This window comes from Myxococcus guangdongensis, assembly GCF_024198255.1.
GTDB classification, from domain to species: Bacteria; Myxococcota; Myxococcia; order Myxococcales; family Myxococcaceae; genus Myxococcus; species Myxococcus guangdongensis.
This window is the reverse complement of the sequence record NZ_JAJVKW010000011.1, coordinates 362974-386960: the sequence shown is the minus strand read 5'-3', so window position 1 is coordinate 386960 and position 23987 is coordinate 362974. Positions and strand designations below refer to the sequence as shown.

Genomic DNA, 23987 nt, shown 5'->3' with positions numbered 1-23987 from the left:
CTCCTGGCGGTCCTCTCGGTCGGATGTGACTCGGAGGAGCCCTCGTGGTGCAGGGCACCCCGACGGTTGTCACCCAGGTGGGCAGCGTGGTCCTCGGCAAGTACGCGGGCTCGAGCGCGAACCGCACGGCCTCCTTCGTGACGGCGGACCTCTCCTCGGGATGTCTGTCCTCCGAGGGGCTCGCGCGGGTTCGGGGGCAGGAGACGCTGACGCTCACGCGGCCGTGAGGGCACTCGCGCGCGGAGGAGACGCGTCAGGTCCGACTCCCGAGGCAGGAGGGAACGACACGGGGTGTGTCTGGCCTGCCTCGAGAGCGGGAGAGGGCCCTACGGCCCCGTGGACTTCGTCGTCACACCGTGGCGCCGCCCCAGTCCTTCATCTCCTCGCGACGAATCCTCGAGGCCTCGCGGACCAGGTCCTTGCACGACATGCCCAGCTCCTTCTCGGTGACGTTCTTCGCCACCTGCGGAAGGATGTTCTTCTCCTCGTCCGCGACGTGCCGTTTGACCACCTTCTCCAGCGCGTCCACCTTCGCCTTCACCGCGTTCATGTCATCGCGCAGCCGCACGATGTCCCCCAGGAGCTTCGTCATCTCCTGGTGCTCCTCCTCCGCGTGCTGAATCTTCTCGTCGCCCACCACCCGCGTGGCCTTCGGATAGACCCAGCGCTCCTCGATGGTGCTGTGCAGCATCAGCGCCTCCGCGAGCTGGATGCAGAGCTCCTTGCGGCTCGTGTCGTCCGAGGCGTTGCGGAACGCCAGGAACAGCGCGTCGACTTCACGGTGCTGCTGAATCAACAGGTCGATGACGTCCACGGGTGCAATCCTTTCAGTGGGGTCGCACCTCAACGGTCCTCACCTCCCCAGGCCCCGGCAATCACTCGCGGCCCCGCGCACGCTCCCTCGTCCCAGCCTTCGCGAGGAGGGGAGCAGGGGAGCGCTTCAGGATTCGTACTTCTTGCGCTTGCGCCACAGCGTGGAGGCGTCGATGCCGAGCACCTTCGCGGCCTCGTCCAACGTGGGCGCGGAGGCCATGACGCGCAGCGTGTGCTCGCGCTCCACCTCCTCCAACGTGTGCGGCCCTCCCAATGCCACCACCGAGCCCGCCGCCGCCGCGATGCGGTCCGGGAACGCCTGCGGCTCCAGCACTCCCGCGGGCCACACGATGAGCGCTCGCTCGATGGCGTTGCGCAGCTCGCGCACGTTGCCGGGCCACGGGTAGGCGAGCAGCATCTTCTCCGTCGCGGGTGACAGCTCCGGCGTCACCGGCCGCTGCCCCGTCTTCGCGAAGAACGTCACGAAGCGCCTCGCCAACGCGAGCAGGTCCTCCGGTCGCTCACGCAACGACGGCAGCTTCACCTCGATGACGTTGAGCCGGTAGAACAGGTCCTCGCGGAACCGTCCCTCCGCCACGTCCTTCTCCAAGTCGCGGTTCGTCGCCGCCACCACGCGCACGTCCGCCTTGCGCGTGCGGCCCTCGCCCAATCGCTCGAACTGCTTCTCCTGGAGGAAACGCAAGAGCTGCGCCTGGAGCGACGGGCTCATCTCCGCGATTTCATCGAGGAACAGCGTGCCGCCCTCCGCCTGCTCCACGCGGCCGGGCTGGTCCTTCACCGCTCCCGTGAACGCGCCTCGCACGTGGCCGAACAGCTCGCTCGCCAGGAGTTGCTCCGACAACGTCGGACAGTTCACCGTGACGAAGGGTCTGCGCCTGCGCACGCTCATCGAGTGCAGTGCGCGCGCCAGGACGCCCTTGCCGGTGCCGCTCTCTCCTCGCAGCAGGACCGCCGCGTCCGAGGTCGCCGCTCGTGACACCAGCCCTATCGCCGCGTGCATCACGGGGGACCCTGTCTCCAGCGTCGCCTCCGGCACCGCTTGCGCGAGCTGTCCCTCGAGGCTCTCCAGCTGCGAGGACAGCGCCCGGTGCTCTCGCGAGCGGTCCAACACGTGCCTTATCTGCGCGGGGGTGAAGGGCTTGGGCAGGTAGTCGCGCGCGCCCCGGCGCACCGCCTCCACCGCCGTGTCGAACGTCGCGTACGCGGTGATGAGCACCACGTCCAGGTTCGGTGACTCCGCGAGCAGCCGGGGCAACAGGTCCAGGCCACTCGCGGTCCCCAGCTTCAGGTCGACGAACGCCAGGTCCGCGGGCCCCTGGGCGAGCGCCGCCAGCGCCGCCTCCGGCGTGGCCGCCTCTCGCACCTCGCAGCCGAAGCCCTCCAGGCAGACCCGCAGCGTGTGGCGGATGTTGCGCTCGTCGTCCACCACCAACACCCGCATCGGCCGCTCGCCCGAGACCGGGGCCGGCTCCATCCGTGCATCCATGCGTCAATTCTAAGTGCATCGGCTGCGCCCGGCCGTGTCTCGTCGAGGCCCGTGAGTCGTCTCGGGGACTTCCGCGTCCCCGGGCCCTCGCGCACCGTGCGATGCGCAACCCCCGGGCCGCTCCCGTCGTGCAGGCTGCAACCCGGGCCGCCACTTCTTCACACCCGCGACAACGAATCCTGGCCCTGCCCCCCTCATTCCGGTGGAACATGGGGCCATGGGTCCGAACGGGAACGAGGGGGAAGAGGAGAACATCTTCACCCGGGACAGGGCGCCCACCCGCAGCCAGAAGCGCGTCCGCCAGGCCGTGACGCTGGGCATCGTCTTGCTGGTGCTCGCCGGGGTGTGGGCCTACCTCCAGGGCGGAGAGAATCGCGCGCTGAACGCCTTGTCCCCCGCGCAGCGCGAGGCGCTCTTCCAGGAGACGTTCGACGACATCCGCCTGCTGTGCATGGGCGACGGCGGACCCAAGCTCGTCAAGCGCTGCCAGAAGCAGGCGGAGTTCCTCACGCGCTTCTCGGAGTGCGACGAGGCGTGCCGACAGGAGCTTGCGCCCCTCCTGCGGCAGGCGGTGCGCTGAGGGCGCCTGGCCTCCTGTCGGTGCGGGGCCCTTGCGTGATGCATGGCTTTGCGCGCGGCTGCTTGCTGAATGCAAGGGGCCGTGGAGTTCGGTGATGGGGTCCTGCTCGGAGGTGGCCTCGTGCCCTGGCGGCACGGGGTTTGCCCCTGGTGGGCGCATGCGTCCCGAGCTCCGTCTGGTCCATGACTCCTCTCCCCAGGCCCCCGACGCGCCGCCCTCCCTGGCGAGCCCCTGGTGGAAGGACCTGCTCTCCATCCTCGCGCTGGGGGCTTCGCTGGCGTTCGTCGTGGGGTGGTTGGGCTCGGAGCGCCGCGCCGTGCTGTCCCTGGAGCCGGATGAGCGCGCCCTCGTGTTCCAGGAGTCGTGGGACGGCTTCCAACAGCTGTGCTCCACGCCCTCCCACTCGGGCCTGATTCCGCGCTGCCGCGAGCAGGCCCGCTTCCTCCTGCTGTTCCCCGAGTGCCAGGGGGCCTGTCAGGAGCAGGCCCGGCTGCAGGGTCGGGCCCTTCGCTGAGGGTCAGTTGAAGCTCACCGTCGTGCGCGCGAGGACGAGCCACGAGTCGCGCCGGTCCGGCTCCTCCAACGGCGCCGTGTCGTAGCGCTGGACGTAGCCCGCCACGCCCACGCCCAAGAAGGACGTGGTCCACCAGCGCACCGCGAGCGCTCCGCTGGTCGCGCCGCCCGTCTGCACATCCGGCGCGCCGCGTCCCAGCCACAGTCGCTCGACGCGTCCGGCGACCTCCAGCGCTCCCCGGGGGATTCGGCCCTCCCGCAACGTCTGGAGCGCCTGGGTCGAGTCCTCGTCCGCTCGCGGCCACGTGCCGCCGTCGTCGCGGGGCTTGCCCCACACCACCCAGGACACCTCCAGCGAGGCGCCCTGGCTCTCGAGGCGGGGCAGGACCTCCCTGGGCGTGTCGGGGTTGCCATCCGTGTCCCGCGAGCGTCGCTCCCACGCCGCCGCCGACTCCGCCGCCACCCGGACGGGGCCGACGTCCAGCCGCGCATGCGCCTCCGCCACGGTGCGCGAGCCACTCACCGGCGGAGGGCGGTAGTACACGAAGCCCTGCGCGCCGATGCCGCCGATGCCCGCGCGGTCATACGCGCTCTCCACGTGCGCTCCCGCGCCGACCCGCACGCCCCAGGAGGACTCCGGCTTCCCCGCCGAGCGCCCCCAACGTCCGTCCACCCGCGCGTCCAGCGCGGGCAGCTGGTTGTCGTTGCCGAGCGGGCTGCGCGAGCCGTTGCCCACGCGCACCCAGCTCTCCACCGGCAGGTGGCTCGGAGCCCAGCGCAGCTCCAGGCCCAGGTCTCTTCGTGGCCAGAAGGACTGCGCGAGGCCCGACAGCTCGGGGATGGCGCGGGCCTGGAGGTTCTCGTCGTGCGCGCTGGGGAACAGCGGCGTCTTGTTGAGGCCGAGCGACAGCCTCACGTCCCCGAACGTCATCGCCACGAAGGCGTCAATCAGCGCGGGCTTCTCCTGCGCCCACTCCGCGACGCCCCGCGCCACGAGCCAGGGCAGGGGACGGGCCTCCGCGCCCAATCGCAGGCGCGCCAAGGTGAAGCCATCGAAGCCCTCCACGTCCGAGCCGTGCTGGCGGTAGTCCAGCTCGCCCACCAGCGTGGGCTTCAGCCACGACTCGTCCGCGAGCGCCGGCGTGGAGGCCAGCGCCCAGAGCCACATCCAACGAAGGTGTCGCATCAGTCGACCGGGATGATTTGCAGGAAGTGCGTGGTGCCGTTGGTCTCGTCGTCGTCGTGGTCCGCGGCGAAGATGCGGCGGTTGGCCTCGTCGTACGCGAGGCCTCGGACCTGCTGGAAGCCCGTGGCGAGCGCGGACGTGGCGCCGTCGCGGGTGGAGATGCTCAGCACCGTGCCCTGGCGCGTTCCGGTGAGCAGCGTGCCGTTCGGGCCGACGGAGAGCAGGTCCGGTTCGGTGATGGTGGCCAGCGTGGTGAGCTCCGCGGGCGCGGCGAGCGAGGAGCGGTAGACCTTCCCCGCAATCTGGTCGGCGATGTACAGCGTGTCGTCCACGGCGAGCACGCCCACCGGCTTCTGGAGCGCGCCGACGAGCTCCGTCTCCGTGCCCTCCAGGGTGACTTGCGCGATGGAGCCGACGTTCACGTTGTTGTTGCGCACGAAGTAGCTGTCGAGGATGCGGCCGTCCTTCGTCACCGTCACGCCGATGCGGCGGCGGTTGATGGGCAGGTTCGGCACGGTGCCCGTCGTGCCGTCCGGGCGGACGAACAGGACCGCGCCCGCGTTGCCGAAGCCGAAGCGCACCGTGACGAGGGTGCCGTCCTGCATGCGGGTGATTTCGCCCAGGTTGGTGCTGTTGGCGGGCGCGTCCGCCCAGGTGGCGGCCACGGAGATGCCCTCGCCGTCCCGGTACTTGAGGATGCGGTGGTTCTGGTCGTCGCCGATGAAGAGCGTCTGGGTGGTGGCGTCCCAGAACATTCCGTTGGGGTCGCCCTCGAGGGGGATGGCGCGCGGGCCGCGGTCCACCTGGGAGCCCGCGTCGGGGGACAGGGGCGTCGGGGTGGAGTCATCGCAGGCGGTGAAGAGCAGGGCGCCGAGGAGCAGCCACGGGGAAGGGGATTTCATGGGCGCGCATGATGCCACGCCGCCCGGGCGGGCGAGCGGGTGGGGACCTCGCGCGTCGCGAGGCGCTGGGGGGCACGCGGTTGCGGTCTGCACGGTGGGGTGGGGCTCGCCCGGGGAAAAGTGCTCGGATTCCGGGGGTCTGGCGTTGAGGGTGGGCGGCACGGCGGATGCGATGGGGGGGGCTCGTGCCGGGCGCGGGTGGCCCGGTGGGGAGGACCCCATGGTGCTGAGTCGATTCTTCGCGTCGCTGCCGTCACTGCCGCTGTTCCGTACCGCACCTCGGCGAGAGCCCGGCTCGTTGCTCGGGGAGGCGCCGCTCAAGGCCGTGCGCATGTTGGGCGTGGTTCGGCTGGCCGAGGCGCGTGAGCGTGCGGAGCATGCCTTGAGGGGAGCTCGGCGGTGTTCGTGCTGCCGGGCGTTGCTGGAGCATCTGCATGACAGGATTGGCTCCACGTTGTTCCTGGACGATGACCCGGAACAACTCGCGTGCGCGTTCGACGCGCAGGAGCGCGATGGCTTCGCGGCCCGTGTGCTGGCCGCGTGCATCGTCCTGTCCGGTCGCGAGCGGGTGGCACCCGCGCTCTGAGCTTCATGGTGGAAGGCCCGGAATGGCGCAGGAAGCCACCGGGCCTCGGGTGAGTGCGAGGTGGAGCGAGGGGGCTCCACTTCAGCGGGCGGCGTCTCGCCGTCCTGGGGAGGTCGTCATGTGGAGGTGGTCGGAGTTCCTGGAGGTCGAGGCCATCCGTCCCGCGCTGGAGGCGAGGGAGCGGGTGGGGGTGCTGCACGAGCTGGCGGGGTTGATGTCGCCCGGCTCCGGGGTGGCCCCTCGGCAGCTCGCCGTGCACCTGCTCGCGCGCGAGCAGCTCGGCCCGACGTCGATGGAGGGCGGCGTGGCGGTGCCGCATTGTCGACATGCGCGCGCCAGACGCATCGCCACCTGCCTGGGCATCCACCGGGGTGGGCTGGCCTTCGGTGAGCCCGAGGATGGGCTGGTGCGGATTTACGTGGGCCTGGTGTCGCCGCCGGACACGGCGGGCCTGCACCTCAACGTGCTCTCGCGCATCGCCACGCTGCTGCGGGACGTGCACGTGCGTGACGCGCTGATGGCCGCGCCGTCCGCGGCGGCGATTCACGCGCTGCTCGTTCGCGCGGAGGAGGAGCATCTGCCCCAGCGCGGCGAGGTCGCCCGGGCGGCGTATTGAGGCGCACGTGGGCGCTGCCCTCGGGGCGGAGGCGGTTGTCGTTCATGCGTCACCCCCGTCGAGGGCGCCGCGCCGGGTCCGACGGCGGCGCTCCTGGCCCGGGAGCTCTCGCGGGTTCTCAACCTGGACGAGGTCGAGAACCCGCGAGGGACGGGGTGATTCGGACCGAGTCCGGAAAGCCAGAGAGAAGTGTGTAGTGGGCTCGATGAATTCGCGGGGAGGGGTGCGGATTCGAGAGCGCGGATGCATCTCTGCGCGGACTCGGGCGGTGGCGGCTTGCCCGAGGAGGTGCGGCATGTTGCGGTGGACGGATTTCCTGGAGGTCGACGCTGTCCGCCTGTCGTTGGAGGCGCGGGAGCGGGTGGGTGTGGTGCACGAGCTGGCGGGGCTGATGGCGGCGCGCGCGCGGGTGCCCGCGAAGGAGCTGACGGAGCACCTGCTGGCGCGCGAGCGACTCGGTTCGACGGCGATGACGGGGGGCGTGGCGGTGCCGCACTGCCGGCTCATCGGCGTGCCGCGCATCGTCACGTGCGTGGGGATTCACCAGGAGGGGCTCGACTTCGGCGAGGCCAACGGCGGGCGCGTGCGGGTCTTCGTGGGGATGGTGTCGCCGCCGGACCCCGCGGGTCTGCACCTCAACGTGCTCGCGCGCATCGGCGCGCTCCTGCGCAACACGAGGCTGCGTGAGGCGCTGCTCACCGCGCCGTCTGCCTCGGCCCTGCGTGCCCTGCTGGTCTGCGTGGAGGACGCGCACGTGAGCCAGCGCTCCGAGGCCGCCGTGGCGCGGTGGTGAGCCGCTCAGCGCGCCTCGAGAATCTGCCCCTGTCCATCGATGGCGTAGACGGCGCCCCCATCCAGGATGGGGACATCCAGCCCGCATCGGTCGAGGACCGGTGAGAAGCGGACGAAGTACAGGTCCTCGTTCGCCTGGAGGATGAAGGTTTCATAGGTGCCGCGACGAGACAGGCACTCCTCGACGCGAGGGTCGGTGCCGCGCCCCGCGGGCCTGCCTCCTGGGGGAAGGAAGTCTCGCAGGGCCGCATCCATGGCCGCCGCCATGGGGCCTGTCAGGTGAAGGCCGTTCGTGAACGCGTCCGGAAAATCGATGTCGCGGTGCTGCTCCGGCGGCGCCCATCGAGCCTTCTCCTGCTTGTGATAGCCGAAGTAGGAGCAGCCGCTGAGCGCTCCCGCGAGGGTGGCGCCGAGGAGCGTTCGATAGATGGCGGTCGTCGATGGCGTCTTCATGGCAGCCAGTCCTGGCCCTCGAACATCTTGAGGTCTCCTCATTCTCCCTCGACCTTGCCGATGGGAAACCATGCTCCATCGCGCAGGGCGGAGACCACCCGGGTCGCGTAGTTATAGCGATAGGTCGTGCAGTTCCCGTCCCATTCCTTGAAGAACACCAGCAGCTCCCGGTCCCAGGTGCGTCGGGTGACGGGGTCATGGAAGCGAGAGGGGCCTTGAGGAGACCAGCCGGGAGCCCGGCCGGAGCCCAGGTCCTCGGCGGAGAACTGGCGATTGTGGGGATGGTTGTGGCCCGGCCCCAGTAGCAACACATCGCCCTGCGTCGGGGCGTTGAGCGCGCGAGGAACCTCGCAGTACTTCCTGCCGCTGGCCCTGTTTCCGCCCACGTCGGACAGGTAGCTGATGAAGTACTTCCCCTCTTCCTTCGCGTAGTACCAGAGGACGCAGTACTCCATGCCCTGGCTGCCCGTCGCGGCACCAGGTTGGGCCGTCACGAGCGCACAGGCGTTTCGGGCCAGCTCCTCCTGCGTGTCGAACGGACCCGCCGCGGGGCCATCGACGACCAGGATGCCGTCCGCGCGGCGCGTGACTCGAACCAAGGGGTTGGGGCTCGTGCATCCCGCGAGGAGAAGCCCGAGGGGCAGCAAGACGGTCCAGCGAGGTGGTCGCCGCATCGGGCCTCCTGCTGTTCGGAAGGTCTCTTCGAGGGAAGTGTTGAAGGCGTTGACAGATAGCAGGTCAGGCCGACACGCCGAGCCGCCCGACGCGGCGCGTCCTGGTAGCGTCGCGGGCCGTGACGACGACCTCGACCACCTCGCCTCGCTGGCTCTTGTACGGTGCCTCCGGCTACACCGGCCGCCTCATCGCGGAGGAGGCCGTGCGCCGTGGCCACCGCCCCGTGCTGTCCGGCCGCTCCCGCGAGAAGCTCGCGCCCCTGGCGGAGCTGCTGGGCCTGGAGGTCCGCCCCGCGTCGCTCGACGACCCGCGCCAGCTGGCCGCCGCCATGGAGGGGCTGCCGCTCGTGCTCCACGCCGCGGGCCCCTTCGTCCACACCAGCGAGCCCATGCGCCTGGCGTGTCTCGCCGCCGGCACCCACTACCTGGACATCACCGGCGAGATTCCCGTCTTCGAGGGCTCCTTCCGCCACGACGCCGACGCCAAATCCCGCGGCGTCTCCTTCATGTCCGGCGTCGGTTTCGACGTGGTCCCCACCGACTGTCTGGCCCGCTATGTCGGCGAGCAGGTCCCCGGCGCCACCGAACTCGACATCGCCATCGCCGCCGTCTCCCAGGCCAGCCCCGGCACCACCAAGTCCGCCCTCCTCCAAATCCCCGAGGGCGGCAGCGTCCGCCGCAACGGCCGGCTCGAGCCCTACCCCATGGGCCACGGCGCCCGCCGCGTGCGCTTCAGCGACCGCGAGCGCTCCGTCATGCCCATCCCCTGGGGCGACCTCTCCACCGCGTTCCACACCACCGGCATCCCCAACATCACGACGTACATGGCCTTCCCCGCGAACGGCGCCCGCGCCCTGCGGTGGACCCATCCCATCCTCCGCCGCGCCCTCAAGCTCGGCCCCGTCCGCGATGGCTTGATGAAGCTCGTCGACGCCCGCGTGAAGGGCCCCGGAGCGGACCTGCGCACGTCCGGTCGCTCGTACGTCTGGGCCCAGGCCCGCGCCCCAGACGGCCGCTTGGCCCAGGCCTGGCTGGAGGTGTGCGAGGGCTACCTCTTCACCGCCCGTTCCTCCGTCCTCGCCGTGGAGGAGCTGCTCGCCCAGCCCACCCCCGGCGCCCTCACCCCCGCGGGCGCCTTCGGCGCCGACTTCGTCCTCCGCGTCGAGGGCTCCCGCCGCTTCGACGCCTTGTGATGATCCTCCCGCGTCCCGGGTCTGTTTGAACCCAGACTGGTGGAAAACCACACGGCGCCGGTGTGTGTCAGAGGGCGGGGGACCCTTAGCAGCCGGGTCTCAGTTGGCTATCCTGCACTTCGGCGGATCACCGGTCCGTCCGAGCTTCAAGGAGTCCACGGGGCTCCTCGGAAGGATGGCGACATGGACGGGCGCTGCAGGCTCCTCGGGGAGTCGCGCTTCAACTGCCGGACCCTGGCCGGGGCGGACGGGGTGCGTGGAGACTCGGGTGGGACGGAGGCCGTTCGGTGCGCTTGAGGCTGAAGCAGAAGGTGATGCTGTCCCCGGTGGCCGCGGCGGTGCTCCTCGCCGTCCTCGTCGTGGTGGCGCTGGCGGGCGGTCCCACGTGGCTGGTCGTCGTGCTGGCGCTCCTGTCGCTGGGGACGACGGCGGGGCTCGCGTGGTGGCTGCACCGTGACCTGGCCGAGCCCCTGACGCGGCTGTCCGAGGTGGCGCGGCGCATCGCGCACGACGGCGACTTGTCGCAGCCGCTGGAGCTGGGGCGGCAGGACGAGGTGGGCGAGCTGAGCCGCAGCCTGCAGGTGATGGCGGACCGGCTGCGCGACGTGCCGGCGACGCTGAAGTCCGTGGTGGAGGAGCTGTCCTCGGCGGCGACGCGGCTGACGCAGGCGAGCCAGGACCAGGTGAACTTCCTGACGAACCAGTCGCGCAGCCTCACCGAGGCGAGCACCACCATCGCCGAAATCGCGCAGACCTCCAGCATGGCGGCGAGCCGCGCGGAGATGGTGTTGAAGGTGGCCGCGCAGGCGGACCAGTTCAGCACCTCCGGGCAGCACTCCATCGAGCAGAGCGCGGAGGGCATGCAGCAGATTCGCGAGCGCGTGGGCGCGCTGGTGGGCAGCATCGCGCACCTGAGCGACCAGGCGGTGCACGCCGGCGAAATCATCAGCAGCGTGAAGGACCTGGCGGACCAGTCCAACGTGCTCGCGCTCAACGCCGCCATCGAGGCCGCGCGCGCGGGCGAGGAGGGCCGGGGCTTCGCGGTGGTGGCGCGGGAGATGCGCGCGCTCAGCGGACAGTCGCTCCAGAGCACCCAGCGCATCGGGAAGATTCTGCTCGAAATCAACCAGGCCATCCGCCAGACGACCTCCATCGCGGAGGGCGACAGCGAGAAGATGGAGCAGAACATCGAGCAGGTGCTGGCCTCGGCGAACTCGCTGAAGGAAATCACCACCGTGGTGCAGGAGAGCAGTCAGGCCGCGCGCCAGATTGTCGCCTCCGTCACCCAGCAGAACGCGGGCATCGCGCAGATGACCGAGGTGATGACGCAGCTGTCCTCGATGATGGCGGACGTGGTGACCTCCACCATGACGGCCGAGGAGGCCGTGACTCAAATCAACGCCACCCTGGGGCGGCTCGAGTCGCTGTCCACGTCGTTCCGCGCTTAAGTCCCGTCGCTCCGGGCGGCCCCCTCTGTGTGAGGCGTGGGCCGCCCGTCGAAGCGCGCGCTACTCGCCCTGCATGAGCCCGGTGATGCGGCCGTCCTCGTGGACGGTGATGCGGCGGGCGGCGGGCTCGCGAGGCAGGCCCGGCATGGTGAGGATGTCGCCGGTGAGCGCCACCATGAAGCCCGCGCCCGCGGACAGGCGCACCTCGCGCACGGTGAGCGTGAAGCCGCGCGGCCGGCCCTGCTTCGTCGCGTCGTCCGAGAGCGACAGGTGCGTCTTGGCCATGCACACCGGCAGCTCCGCGCCGCCCAGCTCGCGCACGGTGTCGAGGTCCTTGCGCGCGGAGGCGGTGAAGGCCACGTCGTCCGCGCCGTACACGGTGCGAGCAATCGCGCGGACCTTCTCCTCGGGGGACTGCTTCACGTCGTAGAGGAAGCGCGGCGTGGGCGGAGACGCGTCCGTGCCGTCGAGCATCGCGAGCACGCGGTCCGCCAGCTCCAGCGAGCCCTCGCCGCCGCGCGTGAAGCCGTCACACACCGCCATCTCCACGCCGCGCTCCCGGCCGAAGGCGCGCAGGGCGTCGAGCTCCTCCTGCGTGTCCTGGGGGAAGCGGTTGACGCAGATGACCGCGGGCAGGCCGAAGGCGCGCACCGATTCGAGGTGCTTGTCCAGGTGGTCGAAGCCGCGCGCGAGCGCCGCGCCGTCCGGCTCCGCGACGCGGGGGAGCGGGGTGCCGCCGTGGTACTTGAGCGCGCGCAGCGTGGCCACGAGGACGACGCCGCGCGGCCACAGGCCCGTGCTCCGGCACTTGATGTCGAGGAACTTCTCCGCGCCCAGGTCGAAGCCGAAGCCCGCCTCCGTGACGACTTCATCCGCGTACGCGAGGCCCATGCGCGTGCCCACCACGGAGCTGCACCCGTGGGCGATGTTGCCGAAGGGGCCCGCGTGCACGAGCGCCGGTCCGCCCTCGCGCGTCTGGACGAGGTTGGGCATCAGCGCGTCCTTGAGCAGGGCGACCATGGCCGCCGCCGCGTCCACGTCCCGCGCGCGCACGGGCTTGCCGTCCGGCGAGTGGCCGACGACGACGCGGCCCAGGCGCTCCTCCAGGTCCTCGAGGTTCTCGGCCAGGGCGAGGATGGCCATGACCTCGCTGGCGGCGGTGATGTCGAACGCACCCTCGCGCGGCACGCCGTGCGCCTTGCCGCCGAGACCCACGATGACGTTGCGCAGGAAGCGGTCGTTCATGTCGAGCGCGCGCCGCCAGCGCACCCGCGTCGAGTCGATGGCCACCGGCTGGCCGTAGTACACGGCGTTGTCCACCAGCGCGGCGAGCAGGTTGTTGGCGCTGGTGATGGCGTGCAAGTCGCCGGTGAAGTGCAGGTTGATGTCCGCCGCGGGCTCCAGGCTGGCCTGTCCGCCGCCGGTGCCTCCGCCCTTCACGCCGAAGACGGGGCCGAGGGACGGTTCGCGCAGCGCGGCCACGGCGCGGCGTCCTCGCCTGCGCAGGCCCATGGCCAGCGCCACGGACATGGTCGTCTTGCCCTCGCCCGGAGGCGTGGGGTTGATGGCGGAGACGAGCACGAGGCGGCCTTGCTTTCCGCCCTGCTTGCCGAGCGCGCCGAGGGAAACCTTGGCGCGGTTGGTGCCCCAGGGATGCACGTCGTCGGGGGACAGGCCCAGCTCGGCGCCCACTTCTGCGATGGGTCTCAGCTTCATGCCGGGACTCTCGACGCGCGCGGGGCACGGGTCAACCGATGTGGTGAAGGACGCGGGTTGGCCCGTCGGGGGTGGGACGGATTCGGGGCGAGGTGCCGTGCGCGTGATGGCGCGATGACGTGGCAGCGCGGGGGCGCGTCGGAGGGCGGGCCGTGGCGCTTGCGCGTGTTGCCGGGGGGCCGTGAGCTCGGTGGGCGCCCGTGCGTGAGCGTCTGGTGTCAGAGACCTCGGACCGTGGTGCGCTGTCGGACCGTGCGCAGGTGCTTGCGCACGACGAGGGTGGAGAGCCCCACGGTGGTCGTCAGGATGAGCCAGGGCCAGGCTCCCGCGTTGGACAGTCGTTGCCCCAGGTACGTGTGCACGGTGGGCGGAAGCTGAGCCAGGAGCAGGAACGTCGCGGTGGCGAGCACGAAGAGGGCGAAGCCTCGGCGCAGGACTCCGGGGGCCACGCGTCCGGCGAACCGGCCTCCGAGCATGCTTCCCATGAGGGCGATGGCGAGCACCTCGCTCGTGAGGCGCCAGGGGAGCTCGATGTGTCCCAGGTGTCCGACGAGGCCCGCGGCGCATTGGAGCGCGATGACCACCAGCGAGGTGGCGGTGGCCATCGGCGTGGACAGCCCCACCAGTGTCAGGGCGGGGACGATGAGGAAGCCGCCTCCCGCGCCCACGAGTCCCGAGAGGATTCCCACGCCCACTCCCTGCACCACCACGCGCGCCACGGAGACGGAGGAACCGCTCTCGAGGCGGGTGGACCGCGCGGGCCTGTCGAGGGGGCCCGGGATGCGTGGCTCGCTTGCGCCAGGCGGCTCGGACGTGACTCGTGAAGTGCCCCGCGTGTCGGCCGTGACGGGGCTGCTCGTCGTCGGCGTCGGTGCCTCCGAGCGCAGCAACATGGCGACCGAGGCCGCGACCATCACCCCCGCGAAGCACAGCAGCAACAGCGTGGGCGACAGGAGCGGGTTGAGCTTCCCACCCAGGAACGCACCCGCCATCCCTCCCGTTCCGAACAGGAGCGCCGTGCGCCATTTCACCCGGCCCGCTCGCGCGTGCAGCAGCGCACCGCTCGCGCTCGTGACGCCCACCACCACCAGGGACATGGCGATGGCCGTGCGCGGCTCCACCCCCAGCACGTACACCAGGAGCGGCACCGTGAGGATGGAGCCCCCACCTCCCAACAACCCCAACAACACCCCGACGAGCAACGCGCCCGCCATCCCCACGGCCCACATCATGGACGACTGCCTCCAGTCCTCGCGACCGCGAGCAGGTCCCGGACCTCGCGCAGCGTCTTCTCGAACGCCGCCGCGTCTTTGCGCTCCTTCGGCGGCTCCGCCTGGAGTGCATCCAGCACCGCGCTCAGGTCCTCGCGCGAGGGCTCCGGTGACAGGGACTCCACCGCGGGCACGCGCATCCCCGTGAGCCTTGCGCGCAGCATGTCGCGTACCTGGCCGAGGCTCGGGAGCGGCTCCGTGGTCAGACGCACCACCGGCAGCGCTCGTGTGTTCCATGCGAGCATCCCGCCACCCAGGTTCATCACCCGCGTGAACCCCATCTGGACCAACTGCGTGGCCGCTCTCGCGGACCTCGCACCCGAGCGACAGATGAGCAGCACCTCCGTGTCCCGTGGCCACAGCGCCGCTGCCTCGCGCACCGTGGCGAGCGGCGCCGGATGCACGCCTTCGATGTGGCCCAGAAGCCCATCCAGCTCGGCGGGCTCGCGCACGTCCACCAGGTGCAGCCCCGGGGACCGCCCGGCCGCGAGCTGTTGGACGTCCACGTCGCGATAACCCTCGGGCCGGGGATGGGCGCTGTCGTAGAGGTGACTCAAGCTGCGACTCCTTCGATTCGAGCAAAAGGGTCCCCGCTCCGCGTCCATCGTGGGAGGCGGTCGGGGCCCTGGAAGGGAGGGACTGGCGACGTGCCCCCAGCGGGCACGTGTCACGTCACGCGGAGGGTGAATCCGAATCTGTCGGCGCGGTGAGGCCGCAGGCGCGATTGGCTGGCACGGCCACGTCCAGCTTGCGCGGCGGAGGAATCTGCCGCGACTTCATGAAGTGCACGAAGTCGTCACGCGTCCTGCCCGCCAGGCGCGGGTTGTGTCGCTTCTCCTCGCCCACCGAGGACGACGTGAAGCCCGCGTAGTCATGGGCGGGGAACACCTCCGTCGCGTCGGGCAGGACGAACAGCTCGCGGGTGATGGAGTCGTAGAGCTGCCCCGGGTCTCCATTCTGGAAGTCCGTGCGGCCCGTGCCGCGCACCAGCAGCGCGTCCCCCGTGAAGAGTCGGCCGTCGCACAGGAAGCTCAGGCTGTCGTCGGTGTGGCCCGGCGTCTCCAGCACGCGCAGCTCCAGCTGGCCCACGCGCACCACGTCGCCATGCGCGAGCTGCCGGTCGACGCAGGGCGCACCCTTCGCCGAAGCCATCACCCGGGCGCCCAAACGCTCGCGCAGCTGCCCGGCGCCGGTGACGTGGTCCGCGTGCACGTGCGTCTCCATCACCACCACCAGCTTCAACCCCAGCTCCTCCATCAGCCGGGTGTCCCGCTCCACCTGCTCCAGCACGGGGTCGATGAGCACCGCCTCCCGCGTCGTCAGGTCCGCCAACAGGTAGGTATAGGTCGAGGACTCCGAGTCGAAGAGCTGCCGGAAGAGCATGTCCACTTCCCTCCTGTGTTGGTCGCAGCGCATGTGCAGCGGTACTGCGAGCCCCATGCCAGCGATGCGGCTCCGAGTGACGGCCCGAGCGCGCCGGTCGTGGCACCCACTTCGAGGAAACAGGTGAAACACCTGGGTGAAACGGTCGCCCTGGTTCGAGGACGGTCGCTCGCTCACCGCGCAGCTTCGCCCAAGGCCCGCAGGCGGCGCCAGAGTGTCACGCGACTGACGCCGAGCAGGCGCGCGGCCTCGGAGCGATTGCCGCCCGCTCGGGTGAGGGCCGCGCGCACCTGTTCCTCGTCGAGCGTGGCTCCCGTCGTCGTCCCGGTGGCCGCGGAGGAGAGGGCCTTCGCCTCGGAGAACTCGGGGGGCAGGTCCACCTCGCGCAGCACCGGGCCCTCGCCGATGACGTAGGCGTACTCCATGACGTTGCGCAGCTCGCGCACGTTGCCCGGCCATCCGTGGGACTCGAGGAGCTTGCGCGCGCCGGGCGCGATTCGCTCCACGCGCCGCGTCCCTCGCTGGTGCAGTTCGTCGAGGAAGCGCAGTGCGAGCGGAAGAATGTCGCCCCGACGTTCTCTCAGCGTGGGGAGGAAGATGGGGACCACGCGCAGGCGGTACATGAGGTCCGCGCGGAAGCGGCCGGCTTCGACCTCTCGACGCAGTGCGCGGTGGGTGGCGGCGATGATGCGCACGTCCACCGGGACGGGGGCTCGGCCTCCCACGGGGATGACGGTGCGCGTCTCCAGGACGCGCAGCATTTTCGCCTGGAGGTCCAAGGGGAGCTCCGCGACTTCGTCGAGGAAGAGCGAGCCACCGTGCGCGAGCCGGAAGTGTCCGGGGCTGTCTCGCACCGCGCCGGTGAAGGCTCCGCGGACGTGGCCGAACAGCTCGCTCTCCAGGAGGCTGGGCGGGAGGGCCGCGCAGTTGATGGCGCGGAAGGGGCCCTTGCCTCGCGGCGAGAGCTCGTGCAGGGCGTGCGCGATGTGCTCCTTGCCCGTGCCGGACTCGCCTCGCACGAGCACGCTCGATTCGGTGCGAGCGACCTTCTCGACGATGCGGAAGACTCGACGGAGGTCCGCGTCCTGGGTCCACAGGCCGTGGAAGACCTCGGTGCCGTCGAGGGCGGCAGGGGAGGCGTCCTGGCGGAAGGTGAGCGCCCAGCCGACCTTGCCGAGCGCCATCGCGCGGACCCTGACGGTGCCTCCGGCGCGGAGCTTCGCCGTCGTCTCGCGTCCCGTGGTGAGCAGCGTGTCCAGGCGCTCGGCGCCACCCTGGAGGGAGAGGAGCTCCGCGAGGGGTGTGCCCTCGCGCATGGGGGCGCCGAGTTGGGACTCCAGCGCGGAGGTCGCGCCCGCGATGCGGCGCTCCGCGTCCACCAGGAGCACGGCGCCCGCGAGTGCGTCGAGCGCGGACAAGGCGAGCCGGGGCGGACGCTGGGGAGTGCGGGACGTGGGCATGCTCCGGGGTGCATAGCGCGGAGTGGGTTCGCAGGCACGCCCGTGGCGCTGCGTGTCCGGTATGCGCGCGCCGCTGCCGTGGAGCAGACGAGGGCAACGCGCATGTGTCACACGCGTTGGGGCTCCCGCCCGCGCAGCATGCCCCTGCCGTAGAGCGGGAGCACGTGCAGGGCGCAAAAAACGTTGGGACTACGCCCGCCCGCGCAGCATTCCCTTCCAGTAGAGCTGGGGCAGGCCGTACTTCTTCATCCACCACATGTCCCGTCGCTCCTGCGTCGTGTCGATGAGCGGGAAGCTGGGCGTGGGCTTGCCGTCGTAGTCGAACTCCGCGAGCAGCAGCTTCCCGTACCCCGTGGTCAACGGACACGAGGCGTACCCGTCGTACCTCGCGGTGGGCGCTCGGCCCGCCATGACGTCGCGCAGGTTCTGCACGAGCACCGGCGCCTGCTTGCGGATGGCCGCCCCCGTGCGACTCGTGGGCAGGTCCGACGCGTCCCCGAGCGCGAAGACATTCGGGAACCCCGGATGCTGGAGCGTGTACTTGTCCGCGCGCACCCAGCCGCTGCACGCTCCCTCGCGCGAGGTGAGCGGACTGTTCCGGATGAAGTCCGGCGCGCTCTGCGGCGGCGTGACATGCAGCAGGTCGTAGCCCAGCGTGACGCGCGTCTTCTGCCCCTCGCGCATCGTCTCGAACGTCGCCTCGCGCCGCGCTCCATCCACCGCGACCAGGTCGTGTCCGAAGTGCGTCTGGATGCCGTAGCGCTTCACCACGTCCTCCAGCACCCGCGCGAAGGGCTGCACCCCGAAGATGGCCTTCGCTCCCGAGCCGAACACCACCCGCGAGCGCTCCAGGATGCCCGTGCGGCGGAAGTGGTCGGCGGCCAGGTACATGATTTTCTGCGGCGCCCCCGCGCACTTCACCGGCGTGGTCGGATGCGTGAAGAGCGCGGTGCCTCCCTGGAACGCCCGCAGCATCCGCCACGTCTTGGGCGCGAGCCTCACGTCGTAGTTGCTGCTGACGTGCTCCGTCTCCAGCGCGTCACGCAGACCCCGCACCTGGTCCCAGTCCAGCTGGATGCCGGGCGCCACCACCAGGAAGTCGTAGCCCACGCGCAGCCCGCCCCGGGTGCGCACCTCCTGCCGCACGGGGTCCACCTCCTCCGCGGCGTCCTTCAGCCACTTCACGCCTCGGGGGATGAGGCTGGCCTCGGCGCGCACGGTGTCCTCGATGCGCGCCTCGCCCGCGCCCACCAACGTCCAGAGCGGCTGGTAGTAGTGGCGCTCCGAGGGCTCCAGGATCGCCACGCCCTTCTGCCCCAGCCTCGCGAGCCTCGCCGCCACGCAGATGCCCGCCGTGCCTCCGCCGAGGATGAGCACCCGGTGGCGCTCGCTCACGGGCGCCACGTAGGGCATGGGCGTCGTCGCCGGGTCCGTGCAGCCGCAGTCCTCGCTCGGGTTCATCGTGCTCGCTCCCTGCCTGGATGACATCGGCAGGGGGCCTTAGCAGGGCGCATGCCACCATCGTCCCCGAGGACAGCCCGCGTGTGTGCTGGAGCGCGGCGCTGTTTCACACCGTTTCAGGGTGTTTCATGCAACACGGCCCGGAGGAGCGAGCGTCCTGGGGAGGACATCCGCTCGACCGGGCCGTGAGGGCTCCCGTCGTACCGTGCGCTACTTCCCGAAGATGCCGCGCAGGCGCTTCTTGGCCTCCTCCTCGGCGCGCTTCTTCGCCTCGGCCTCCAGGCGCTTCTTCTCCTCGGCGGCCTTGGCCTCCATCTCCTTGCGCTTCGCCTCGGCGTCGGCGCGCAGCTTCTCCTCGCCGCCCTCGATGGCCTGCTGCACCTGCTGGCCGCGCTCACCGCCGATGAGGCTGCCCGCGAGCGAGGACGCCGCGAGCTTCGCCAACGTCGTCACCGCCGGCTTCACGTCCACGCCCGTCACCTCGGGCTTCCACGCCGGGCCCGTCAACTTCAGGCCCACCGGGATGTCCGACGGCGGCGTCACCTTGCCCAGGGTCAACGTCTTCACCGTCGACGGCGTCAGCGCCACCGCGCCCGTGAGGTCCAGCGTGCCGTCCAGCTTGATGCCGCCGTCGAAGCTCAGCGCCGCCTCCGGCCGCGTCCACGTGATCGGCTTGGACAGCTGCGCGACGCCGTTCTTGATCTGCACGCCGAAGGGCAGGTTCTCGCTGAGCGACGTCACCTCGTTGCTCTTGAGCGCCTTGGAGGCGAAGGGGAGCGCCTTGGCGAGCGGCTCGGAGACGGACGACACCAAATCCTTGCCCAGCAGCGTGCCGCCCAGGATGTTGCCGCTGATGCCGCCCAGGAGCGTCTCCTTGAGCTTCTCCGGCGTGTAGCCGATGCCCTTCACGTCCACGTTCCCGTTGAACGTGCCCGTCATCACCTTGCGCGGCGTGGCCTGCGCGATGGCGTCCGCCACCTGCACGCCCTCCACCTTCACCTTCGCCTCGAACGGGCGCTGCGGCGCGGCGGGGCCCAGGCGGATGCTCGTCCCGTCCGCGACCACCTTGCCGCCGAACACGCCCGAGGAGAACTTCTCCACGGAGATGAGGTCGTCCGTCATCTTCACCACGCCGGTGACGTTGGTCAGGTCCATCTGCGTGTAGCGCAGCGTGCCCACCGCGAAGCGGATGTCACCCCGGTAGCCGTTGAACCGCGCGGGGTCCTCGGGGGGAAGCTCCGCCGACCCGGGCGCGGGCACCGTGCCGCCGTTGCGCGCCGCCAGCTCCTGCTCGTCGAACAGCAGCGCGTCCGCGTCCAGCTTGTTCGCCTTCACGTCCGCGGAGAACGTCGTCGTCTGCTTCTTGCCCGTGCCCGCCGTCGCGAACGACGCGCTGCCCGTCACCGTGTCCTGGAGCAGGTGCGCCGTCATCTTCGGCACGTCCACCTTCATGCCCACGCCGCCCTTGCCGGGCGCGTACGTGCCCGCCGCGGTCATCTCCATCCGCTGCCCCGGGGCCTTGTCCACCAGCAGGCCCGGCCGCAGGTCCACGCCAGACAGGTCCGCCTTCGCGTCGAACTTCAGCGCGCCGCCGCTCGCCGCCGCGCCCGTGACGTTCGCGGTGAGCTTCATGGCGCCGCCCGACTCCTTGGTGAGCTGCGCGGGCACTCGCAGGCGCACTGGCGTCAGGTCCACCGACACGTTGATGGCCTGCGCGGCCTGCGTCCCGCTGGCGCGCACGTCCAGGCCGATGGGGCCGGCGATCATCCCCTTGAGCTGCTTCTTCAGCGGCGGGTAGTACTCGGCGAGCACCGCCGGGTCCAGGTCGCGGCCCACCAGCTCGAAGCCCTCCACCGACGGCGCGTCCGACAGCATGCCCTTCACGCGGCCCTTGCCCGTGATGTTCGCCGGGCCCAGGTCCAGCTTCAGCTTGTCGAGCGACAGGTCTCCGGTGGCCAGGTCCCCGGTGACGTCCGTGTCGAGCACCACGTCCAGCGCCTTGCCACCCTCCGCACCCGCGAAGCGCATGCCCAGCGCGGAGATGGCGCCGACCAGCCGCGTGGGGCCCTTGCCACCGGGCACCGCGCCGCCGAGCTCCGCCTTCCAGTCCGCGTCCAGCGTGCCCGCCTGCAGGCCCACGTCGGGCGGCAGGAAGGGGCCCAGCGGGGACAAGTCAATCTTCTCCGCCTTCAGCGTCACGCGCTCCGGCGTGGGAATCAGCGTGGGCGGCAGCGGGGCCGCGTGCAGCGAGAGCTTCAGGTTCTGCTTCTCCGCGAGCACCGCCGCGGCCAGGTCGACCACCAGCGGCTTGCCGGCGCGCAGGTCCTTCACCTCGACGTCCAGGTCCTTCACCGCCAGCTCGCGCGCGGCCTGTCCCCCGGCGCGGTCGACGAAGCGGATGGTGCCGTCGGTGAGCGCGGCGCGCTCCACGTGCACGCCGGAGAGGTCCGTGGGCTTCGACTCCTCCTCGGGCTTCTCCTCCTCGGGAGGGGACTGCTCCGCCAGGCGCTCGAGCAGGCGCTGGACGTTGGTGGTGCCGTCGGCCAGGCGCACCACGTTGACGGTGAGGCCGGACACCTCGGCGTTCTTCACCTGGATGTCCTTGCCGCTCGAGGAGAGCAGCGGCCCCACGGCCACGCTGACGTCCACCTTGGCGAGCGTCGCGAGCGGCAGGTCCTCGCCCTCGCCCGCGCCGATGGAGACGTCCTCCACCACCGCGCCCACGCTGGGGAAGAGCTGGGTGGAGATGTCGCCGATTTCAATCGGGCGGCCCAGCTTCTGTGAATAGGTGGCGGCCTGCTCCTTGGCCGTCTTCAACAGGATGGCGTCGAGCCGCCAGAGCACCACGAGCACGGCGACGACGAGGAGCGCGAAGACTCCCCCGAGCACGTACGGCCAGCGGCGCTTCTTCTTCACGACGTCGGACATCGCTTGGTTCCTCCTCAGGTGAGCGGGCCCCGGGTCTCGGCCGGCGCGGAGCCTGGGCTCACGTCGAGACGCTTAGCCCAGCCCGGGGCGCGCCGCACGCGTCTGGCGCGGCCACGTGATGCGTGGTTTCCAGGGGAGTGGCTTCGGGGCCCGTCCGGTCGTCCCGGGGACGAGAGCGGAGGCGCCAGCCGGCCCTCTGGCGCCTCCTTGCCACCCAACACGCTCCAGGTATGCACGGGCGGGCCCGGAGGGAAGGCCTGACCCGCACACGTCGGCTGTCCCGGGGCCGGGTGGGCGTGCGCCTGGGGGGAGCGCCCTGCCTCCCGGATTCGCGGGGTTCGACCGTGGTGGGCCCCGGGCGGTGGGCTCCTGCTGGGGGACGAACGCCTCCCTCTCGGTGTGGGCCCTCGTTGTCCTGGCGCCCGCCGGCGCCCAGCTTCGTCGCAGGCGCCGGATGGGGGAACGGAGCACCCAGGGCCTCGTGAGGGAGGAGACGCACATGGCGGCGACACAGGTGCTTCCTCGCGCGGGAGCGTGGGCCGGGGCGGGACGACGGCGCGACGAGGGCAGGTCCTTCCACGAGTGGCGGCGTCACCGGCTGTGGGTCCCTCCCCTCGTGGGCGCGCTGCTGGGGGCCAGCCTGGGCATCTTCTTCGTGAGCCCAGGCGCTCCGGTGGTGCGAGGCCTGAGTGGAGCGGCCTGGTCGGCCACGCCCGCGGAGGCGCGGAGCATGCTGTCGACGGTGCTCGGCGTGTCGCTGACGTCGCTGAGCATCGTCCTGTCCCTGTCCATGCTCGTGGTGCAGAACGCGGCGGGCCAGTACTCGCCGCGCCTGCTGCGGCTGTACCTGCACAGCGCGGGCATCCGCGTCGTCATCCCGGTGTTCATCGCCACGAGCGTCTTCTGCCTGGTGGCGGCCCACGAGTTCGGGCTCGTCGCGCAGGTCGGGCGCGTTCCTCGCCCCGCGCTCGCGCTGGCCATGTGGCTGCTCGTCGTCTGCGAGGGCGCGCTCGTGTTCCAGGTGCTGCAGACGTTGCAGCTCATGCGCGTGGAGAACCTGGTCCGGCGGGTGCGCGTGGATACGCTGGCGGTCGCCCGAGGCCTGGAGCCGTTGCGCGCGGAGGACGTGAGGGTGCCCGGCACTTCGGGTTCGCGAGCAGAGGACGGTGCGTCAGGCTCGAGCGTGGCGGACCTGGATGGGCCCGGCGCGTCGGGCTCGCGAACGGCGGCGTCGTGGCCGCTGCGGGCCGTGGGGAGCGGCTTCATCGTCGCCGTCGATGCGCGGGCGCTCCTGGCGGTCGCGACGGCGAGGGGGCTCGTGGTGCACCTGGAGCGCGCCGTGGGAGAGCCGGTGGTGCGCGGTGAGCAGGTGGGGTGGGTGGTGTCGGGGACTTGGGGCCAGGCCGCGGGGCGCGAGGAGACGGCGGCGCTCGTGTCGCGCGCCATCCGCCTGGGGCGCTGGCGGGACGAGGCGCGGGACGTGTCGCTGGGCGTGCGGCAGTTGGTGGATGTCGCCACCCGGGCCTTGTCCCCCGGCATCAACGACCCGTACACGGCCGTGGAGGCGCTGGACCAGCTCACCTTCCTGCTGCGTGAGCTGGGCTCGATGCACCTGGGGCCGCGCGTGCTGCCGGATGGCGCGGGAACGCCGCGCGTGTTCCTGCGCTCACCTTCGCTGCGCGACCATCTGGAGCAGGTCACCGAGCCGGTCCTGCGCTACGGCGCCACGGAGCCCTCCGTGATGCTCCGGCTCCTGCGCCTGCTCGCCACCGTGGCGCGTGACGCGCGTGAGGACGCGGACCGCGGCGCCGCGCGGGCGCAGCTCCACGACCTCCGTACGACCTCGGAGCATGCGGTCGTCCGACACCATGCCGAGGCGCTGGAGCACGCGCTCCAGGGGGCGCCCTGGCCACCGTTGCCGGCCATCGGCTTCTGAACGCGCCCTGGTCCCGAGGGGAGGCCGGCGCTGGCGTGTGTTGCGAGCGCCACACGGGAGCACCACCTTTGGCGCGCGGTCGGGGGGCCGCGTGTCATGGCCGCGGAGTTCGGGAGTGGAGAGCTGCTCGTTCGGCTGTTCGTGGCGGGGGCGGCGGGCATCGTCCTGGGGCTGCCCTACCGGAGGCGGCCGGGCGGCGTACGGACCCACTACCTGGTGACGCTGGGCGCCGCGCTCTTCTGTACGTCCGGGGCGAACCTGACGGGGACGCCCTCGGATTCGCTGCGCATCATCCAGGGCGTGGCCTCCGGCATCGGGTTCGTGGGCGCGGCGAGCGTCCTCAAGAAGGGCAGCGCCATCTTCGGCATCACGACGGCCGCCTCCATCTGGATTGCGGCGGCGGTGGGCTGCGAGGCCGCACTGGGCAACCCGCTGCTCGCCGCTTGCGTGGCGCCCTCCATCTCCCTCACGAGCTGGCTGGTGGGGCTGCTGGAGAGCCGCGTCTTCCACCGTCGCCGAATCATGCGCGAGTTGCGGGGCGAACAGCCGGAAGACCCACGACGCTGAGC

23 protein-coding genes are annotated in these 23987 nt (G+C 71.3%); 10 read left to right on the top strand and 13 right to left on the bottom strand.

All coding sequences use genetic code 11. The features are described from left to right. Positions 1-44: 44 nt before the first annotated feature. Positions 45-227 (top strand): hypothetical protein, encoded by a 183-nt coding sequence (locus LXT21_RS31265; protein ID WP_254041867.1) that lies wholly within the window; start codon positions 45-47, stop codon positions 225-227. Between the two features lie 122 nt (positions 228-349). On the opposite strand, the gene LXT21_RS31260 is transcribed toward LXT21_RS31265, so the two are convergent. Both LXT21_RS31260 and LXT21_RS31255 read right to left on the bottom strand, forming a co-directional pair. Then, positions 350-814, bottom strand: coding sequence for a hemerythrin domain-containing protein (locus tag LXT21_RS31260; protein ID WP_254041866.1), 465 nt, complete (start codon positions 812-814; stop codon positions 350-352). 126 nt (positions 815-940) lie between these two features. Further along, entirely contained in the window at positions 941-2275 is a 1335-nt protein-coding gene (locus tag LXT21_RS31255; RefSeq protein WP_254041880.1) for a sigma-54-dependent transcriptional regulator, read from the bottom strand. Positions 2276-2537: 262 nt separating this feature from the next. Here LXT21_RS31255 and LXT21_RS31250 point away from each other — a divergent pair, with 262 nt between their 5' ends. Both LXT21_RS31250 and LXT21_RS31245 read left to right on the top strand, forming a co-directional pair. Next, positions 2538-2900, top strand: a complete 363-nt coding sequence (locus LXT21_RS31250) for a hypothetical protein (protein ID WP_254041865.1) — start codon at positions 2538-2540, stop codon at positions 2898-2900. Between the two features lie 157 nt (positions 2901-3057). Further along, positions 3058-3414 (top strand): hypothetical protein, encoded by a 357-nt coding sequence (locus LXT21_RS31245; RefSeq protein ID WP_254041864.1) that lies wholly within the window; start codon positions 3058-3060, stop codon positions 3412-3414. A gap of 3 nt (positions 3415-3417) precedes the next feature. Here LXT21_RS31245 and LXT21_RS31240 read toward each other — a convergent pair whose 3' ends face one another. Together LXT21_RS31240 and LXT21_RS31235 are read right to left on the bottom strand one after the other, a co-directional pair. Continuing rightward, positions 3418-4599, bottom strand: coding sequence for a porin family protein (locus LXT21_RS31240; protein WP_254041863.1), 1182 nt, complete (start codon positions 4597-4599; stop codon positions 3418-3420). Next, positions 4599-5501: a YncE family protein gene (locus LXT21_RS31235; protein WP_254041862.1), complete on the bottom strand. Its 903-nt coding sequence runs from the start codon at positions 5499-5501 to the stop codon at positions 4599-4601. Before LXT21_RS31235 ends, LXT21_RS31240 begins: the two co-directional genes overlap by 1 nt. Before the next feature lie 220 nt (positions 5502-5721). Between LXT21_RS31235 and LXT21_RS31230 the strand changes: the two genes are divergently transcribed. The 3 genes from LXT21_RS31230 (at position 5722) to LXT21_RS31220 (ending at position 7496) form a co-directional block, all read left to right on the top strand. Then, positions 5722-6087: a hypothetical protein gene (locus LXT21_RS31230; RefSeq protein WP_254041861.1), complete on the top strand. Its 366-nt coding sequence runs from the start codon at positions 5722-5724 to the stop codon at positions 6085-6087. A 118-nt stretch (positions 6088-6205) separates the two neighbouring features. After that, positions 6206-6703: a PTS sugar transporter subunit IIA gene (locus tag LXT21_RS31225; RefSeq protein ID WP_254041860.1), complete on the top strand. Its 498-nt coding sequence runs from the start codon at positions 6206-6208 to the stop codon at positions 6701-6703. A gap of 295 nt (positions 6704-6998) precedes the next feature. Beyond that, entirely contained in the window at positions 6999-7496 is a 498-nt protein-coding gene (locus LXT21_RS31220) for a PTS sugar transporter subunit IIA (RefSeq protein ID WP_254041859.1), read from the top strand. 5 nt (positions 7497-7501) lie between these two features. On the opposite strand, the gene LXT21_RS31215 is transcribed toward LXT21_RS31220, so the two are convergent. After that, positions 7502-7948, bottom strand: coding sequence for a hypothetical protein (locus LXT21_RS31215; RefSeq protein ID WP_254041858.1), 447 nt, complete (start codon positions 7946-7948; stop codon positions 7502-7504). A gap of 38 nt (positions 7949-7986) precedes the next feature. Then, positions 7987-8547 (bottom strand): hypothetical protein, encoded by a 561-nt coding sequence (locus tag LXT21_RS31210; protein ID WP_254041857.1) that lies wholly within the window; start codon positions 8545-8547, stop codon positions 7987-7989. 194 nt (positions 8548-8741) lie between these two features. Here LXT21_RS31210 and LXT21_RS31205 point away from each other — a divergent pair, with 194 nt between their 5' ends. Both LXT21_RS31205 and LXT21_RS31200 read left to right on the top strand, forming a co-directional pair. Further along, positions 8742-9815: a saccharopine dehydrogenase family protein gene (locus LXT21_RS31205; protein ID WP_254041856.1), complete on the top strand. Its 1074-nt coding sequence runs from the start codon at positions 8742-8744 to the stop codon at positions 9813-9815. Between the two features lie 287 nt (positions 9816-10102). Then, positions 10103-11263, top strand: coding sequence for a methyl-accepting chemotaxis protein (locus LXT21_RS31200; RefSeq protein ID WP_254041855.1), 1161 nt, complete (start codon positions 10103-10105; stop codon positions 11261-11263). 60 nt (positions 11264-11323) lie between these two features. On the opposite strand, the gene LXT21_RS31195 is transcribed toward LXT21_RS31200, so the two are convergent. The 7 genes from LXT21_RS31195 to LXT21_RS31165 form a co-directional block, all read right to left on the bottom strand. Next, positions 11324-12979, bottom strand: a complete 1656-nt coding sequence (locus LXT21_RS31195; RefSeq protein ID WP_254041854.1) for a formate--tetrahydrofolate ligase — start codon at positions 12977-12979, stop codon at positions 11324-11326. A gap of 218 nt (positions 12980-13197) precedes the next feature. Then, on the bottom strand, positions 13198-14211 hold the full coding sequence (locus tag LXT21_RS31190; protein WP_254041853.1) for a sulfite exporter TauE/SafE family protein: 1014 nt from the start codon (positions 14209-14211) through the stop codon (positions 13198-13200). Further along, positions 14208-14807 (bottom strand): rhodanese-like domain-containing protein, encoded by a 600-nt coding sequence (locus LXT21_RS31185; protein ID WP_254041852.1) that lies wholly within the window; start codon positions 14805-14807, stop codon positions 14208-14210. Before LXT21_RS31185 ends, LXT21_RS31190 begins: the two co-directional genes overlap by 4 nt. 115 nt (positions 14808-14922) lie before the next feature. After that, positions 14923-15633, bottom strand: coding sequence for an MBL fold metallo-hydrolase (locus LXT21_RS31180; RefSeq protein ID WP_254041851.1), 711 nt, complete (start codon positions 15631-15633; stop codon positions 14923-14925). Positions 15634-15806: 173 nt separating this feature from the next. After that, positions 15807-17093, bottom strand: coding sequence for a sigma-54 interaction domain-containing protein (locus LXT21_RS31175; protein ID WP_254041850.1), 1287 nt, complete (start codon positions 17091-17093; stop codon positions 15807-15809). Between the two features lie 189 nt (positions 17094-17282). After that, the gene (locus LXT21_RS31170; RefSeq protein WP_254041849.1) at positions 17283-18554 is read right to left on the bottom strand and encodes an NAD(P)/FAD-dependent oxidoreductase; all 1272 of its coding nucleotides are present in this window, start codon (positions 18552-18554) and stop codon (positions 17283-17285) included. A gap of 210 nt (positions 18555-18764) precedes the next feature. Continuing rightward, positions 18765-21482, bottom strand: coding sequence for a DUF748 domain-containing protein (locus LXT21_RS31165; RefSeq protein WP_254041848.1), 2718 nt, complete (start codon positions 21480-21482; stop codon positions 18765-18767). Between the two features lie 499 nt (positions 21483-21981). Here LXT21_RS31165 and LXT21_RS31160 point away from each other — a divergent pair, with 499 nt between their 5' ends. Together LXT21_RS31160 and LXT21_RS31155 are read left to right on the top strand one after the other, a co-directional pair. Then, positions 21982-23418: a DUF2254 domain-containing protein gene (locus LXT21_RS31160; protein WP_254041847.1), complete on the top strand. Its 1437-nt coding sequence runs from the start codon at positions 21982-21984 to the stop codon at positions 23416-23418. A gap of 96 nt (positions 23419-23514) precedes the next feature. After that, the gene (locus LXT21_RS31155; RefSeq protein ID WP_254041846.1) at positions 23515-23985 is read left to right on the top strand and encodes an MgtC/SapB family protein; all 471 of its coding nucleotides are present in this window, start codon (positions 23515-23517) and stop codon (positions 23983-23985) included. The last annotated feature ends 2 nt before the right edge of the window (positions 23986-23987 follow it).

Coding starts and splice junctions, on each gene's coding strand:
- LXT21_RS31255 (WP_254041880.1), bottom strand. CDS start 2,275: ATGCGGGTGTTGGTGGTGGACGACGAGCGCAACATCCGCCACACGCTG.
- LXT21_RS31250 (WP_254041865.1), top strand. CDS start 2,538: ATGGGTCCGAACGGGAACGAGGGGGAAGAGGAGAACATCTTCACCCGG.
- LXT21_RS31245 (WP_254041864.1), top strand. CDS start 3,058: ATGCGTCCCGAGCTCCGTCTGGTCCATGACTCCTCTCCCCAGGCCCCC.
- LXT21_RS31240 (WP_254041863.1), bottom strand. CDS start 4,599: ATGCGACACCTTCGTTGGATGTGGCTCTGGGCGCTGGCCTCCACGCCG.
- LXT21_RS31235 (WP_254041862.1), bottom strand. CDS start 5,501: ATGAAATCCCCTTCCCCGTGGCTGCTCCTCGGCGCCCTGCTCTTCACC.
- LXT21_RS31230 (WP_254041861.1), top strand. CDS start 5,722: ATGGTGCTGAGTCGATTCTTCGCGTCGCTGCCGTCACTGCCGCTGTTC.
- LXT21_RS31225 (WP_254041860.1), top strand. CDS start 6,206: ATGTGGAGGTGGTCGGAGTTCCTGGAGGTCGAGGCCATCCGTCCCGCG.
- LXT21_RS31220 (WP_254041859.1), top strand. CDS start 6,999: ATGTTGCGGTGGACGGATTTCCTGGAGGTCGACGCTGTCCGCCTGTCG.
- LXT21_RS31215 (WP_254041858.1), bottom strand. CDS start 7,948: ATGAAGACGCCATCGACGACCGCCATCTATCGAACGCTCCTCGGCGCC.
- LXT21_RS31195 (WP_254041854.1), bottom strand. CDS start 12,979: ATGAAGCTGAGACCCATCGCAGAAGTGGGCGCCGAGCTGGGCCTGTCC.
- LXT21_RS31190 (WP_254041853.1), bottom strand. CDS start 14,211: ATGATGTGGGCCGTGGGGATGGCGGGCGCGTTGCTCGTCGGGGTGTTG.
- LXT21_RS31180 (WP_254041851.1), bottom strand. CDS start 15,633: ATGCTCTTCCGGCAGCTCTTCGACTCGGAGTCCTCGACCTATACCTAC.
- LXT21_RS31175 (WP_254041850.1), bottom strand. CDS start 17,093: ATGCCCACGTCCCGCACTCCCCAGCGTCCGCCCCGGCTCGCCTTGTCC.
- LXT21_RS31170 (WP_254041849.1), bottom strand. CDS start 18,554: ATGAACCCGAGCGAGGACTGCGGCTGCACGGACCCGGCGACGACGCCC.
- LXT21_RS31165 (WP_254041848.1), bottom strand. CDS start 21,482: ATGTCCGACGTCGTGAAGAAGAAGCGCCGCTGGCCGTACGTGCTCGGG.
- LXT21_RS31160 (WP_254041847.1), top strand. CDS start 21,982: ATGGCGGCGACACAGGTGCTTCCTCGCGCGGGAGCGTGGGCCGGGGCG.
- LXT21_RS31155 (WP_254041846.1), top strand. CDS start 23,515: ATGGCCGCGGAGTTCGGGAGTGGAGAGCTGCTCGTTCGGCTGTTCGTG.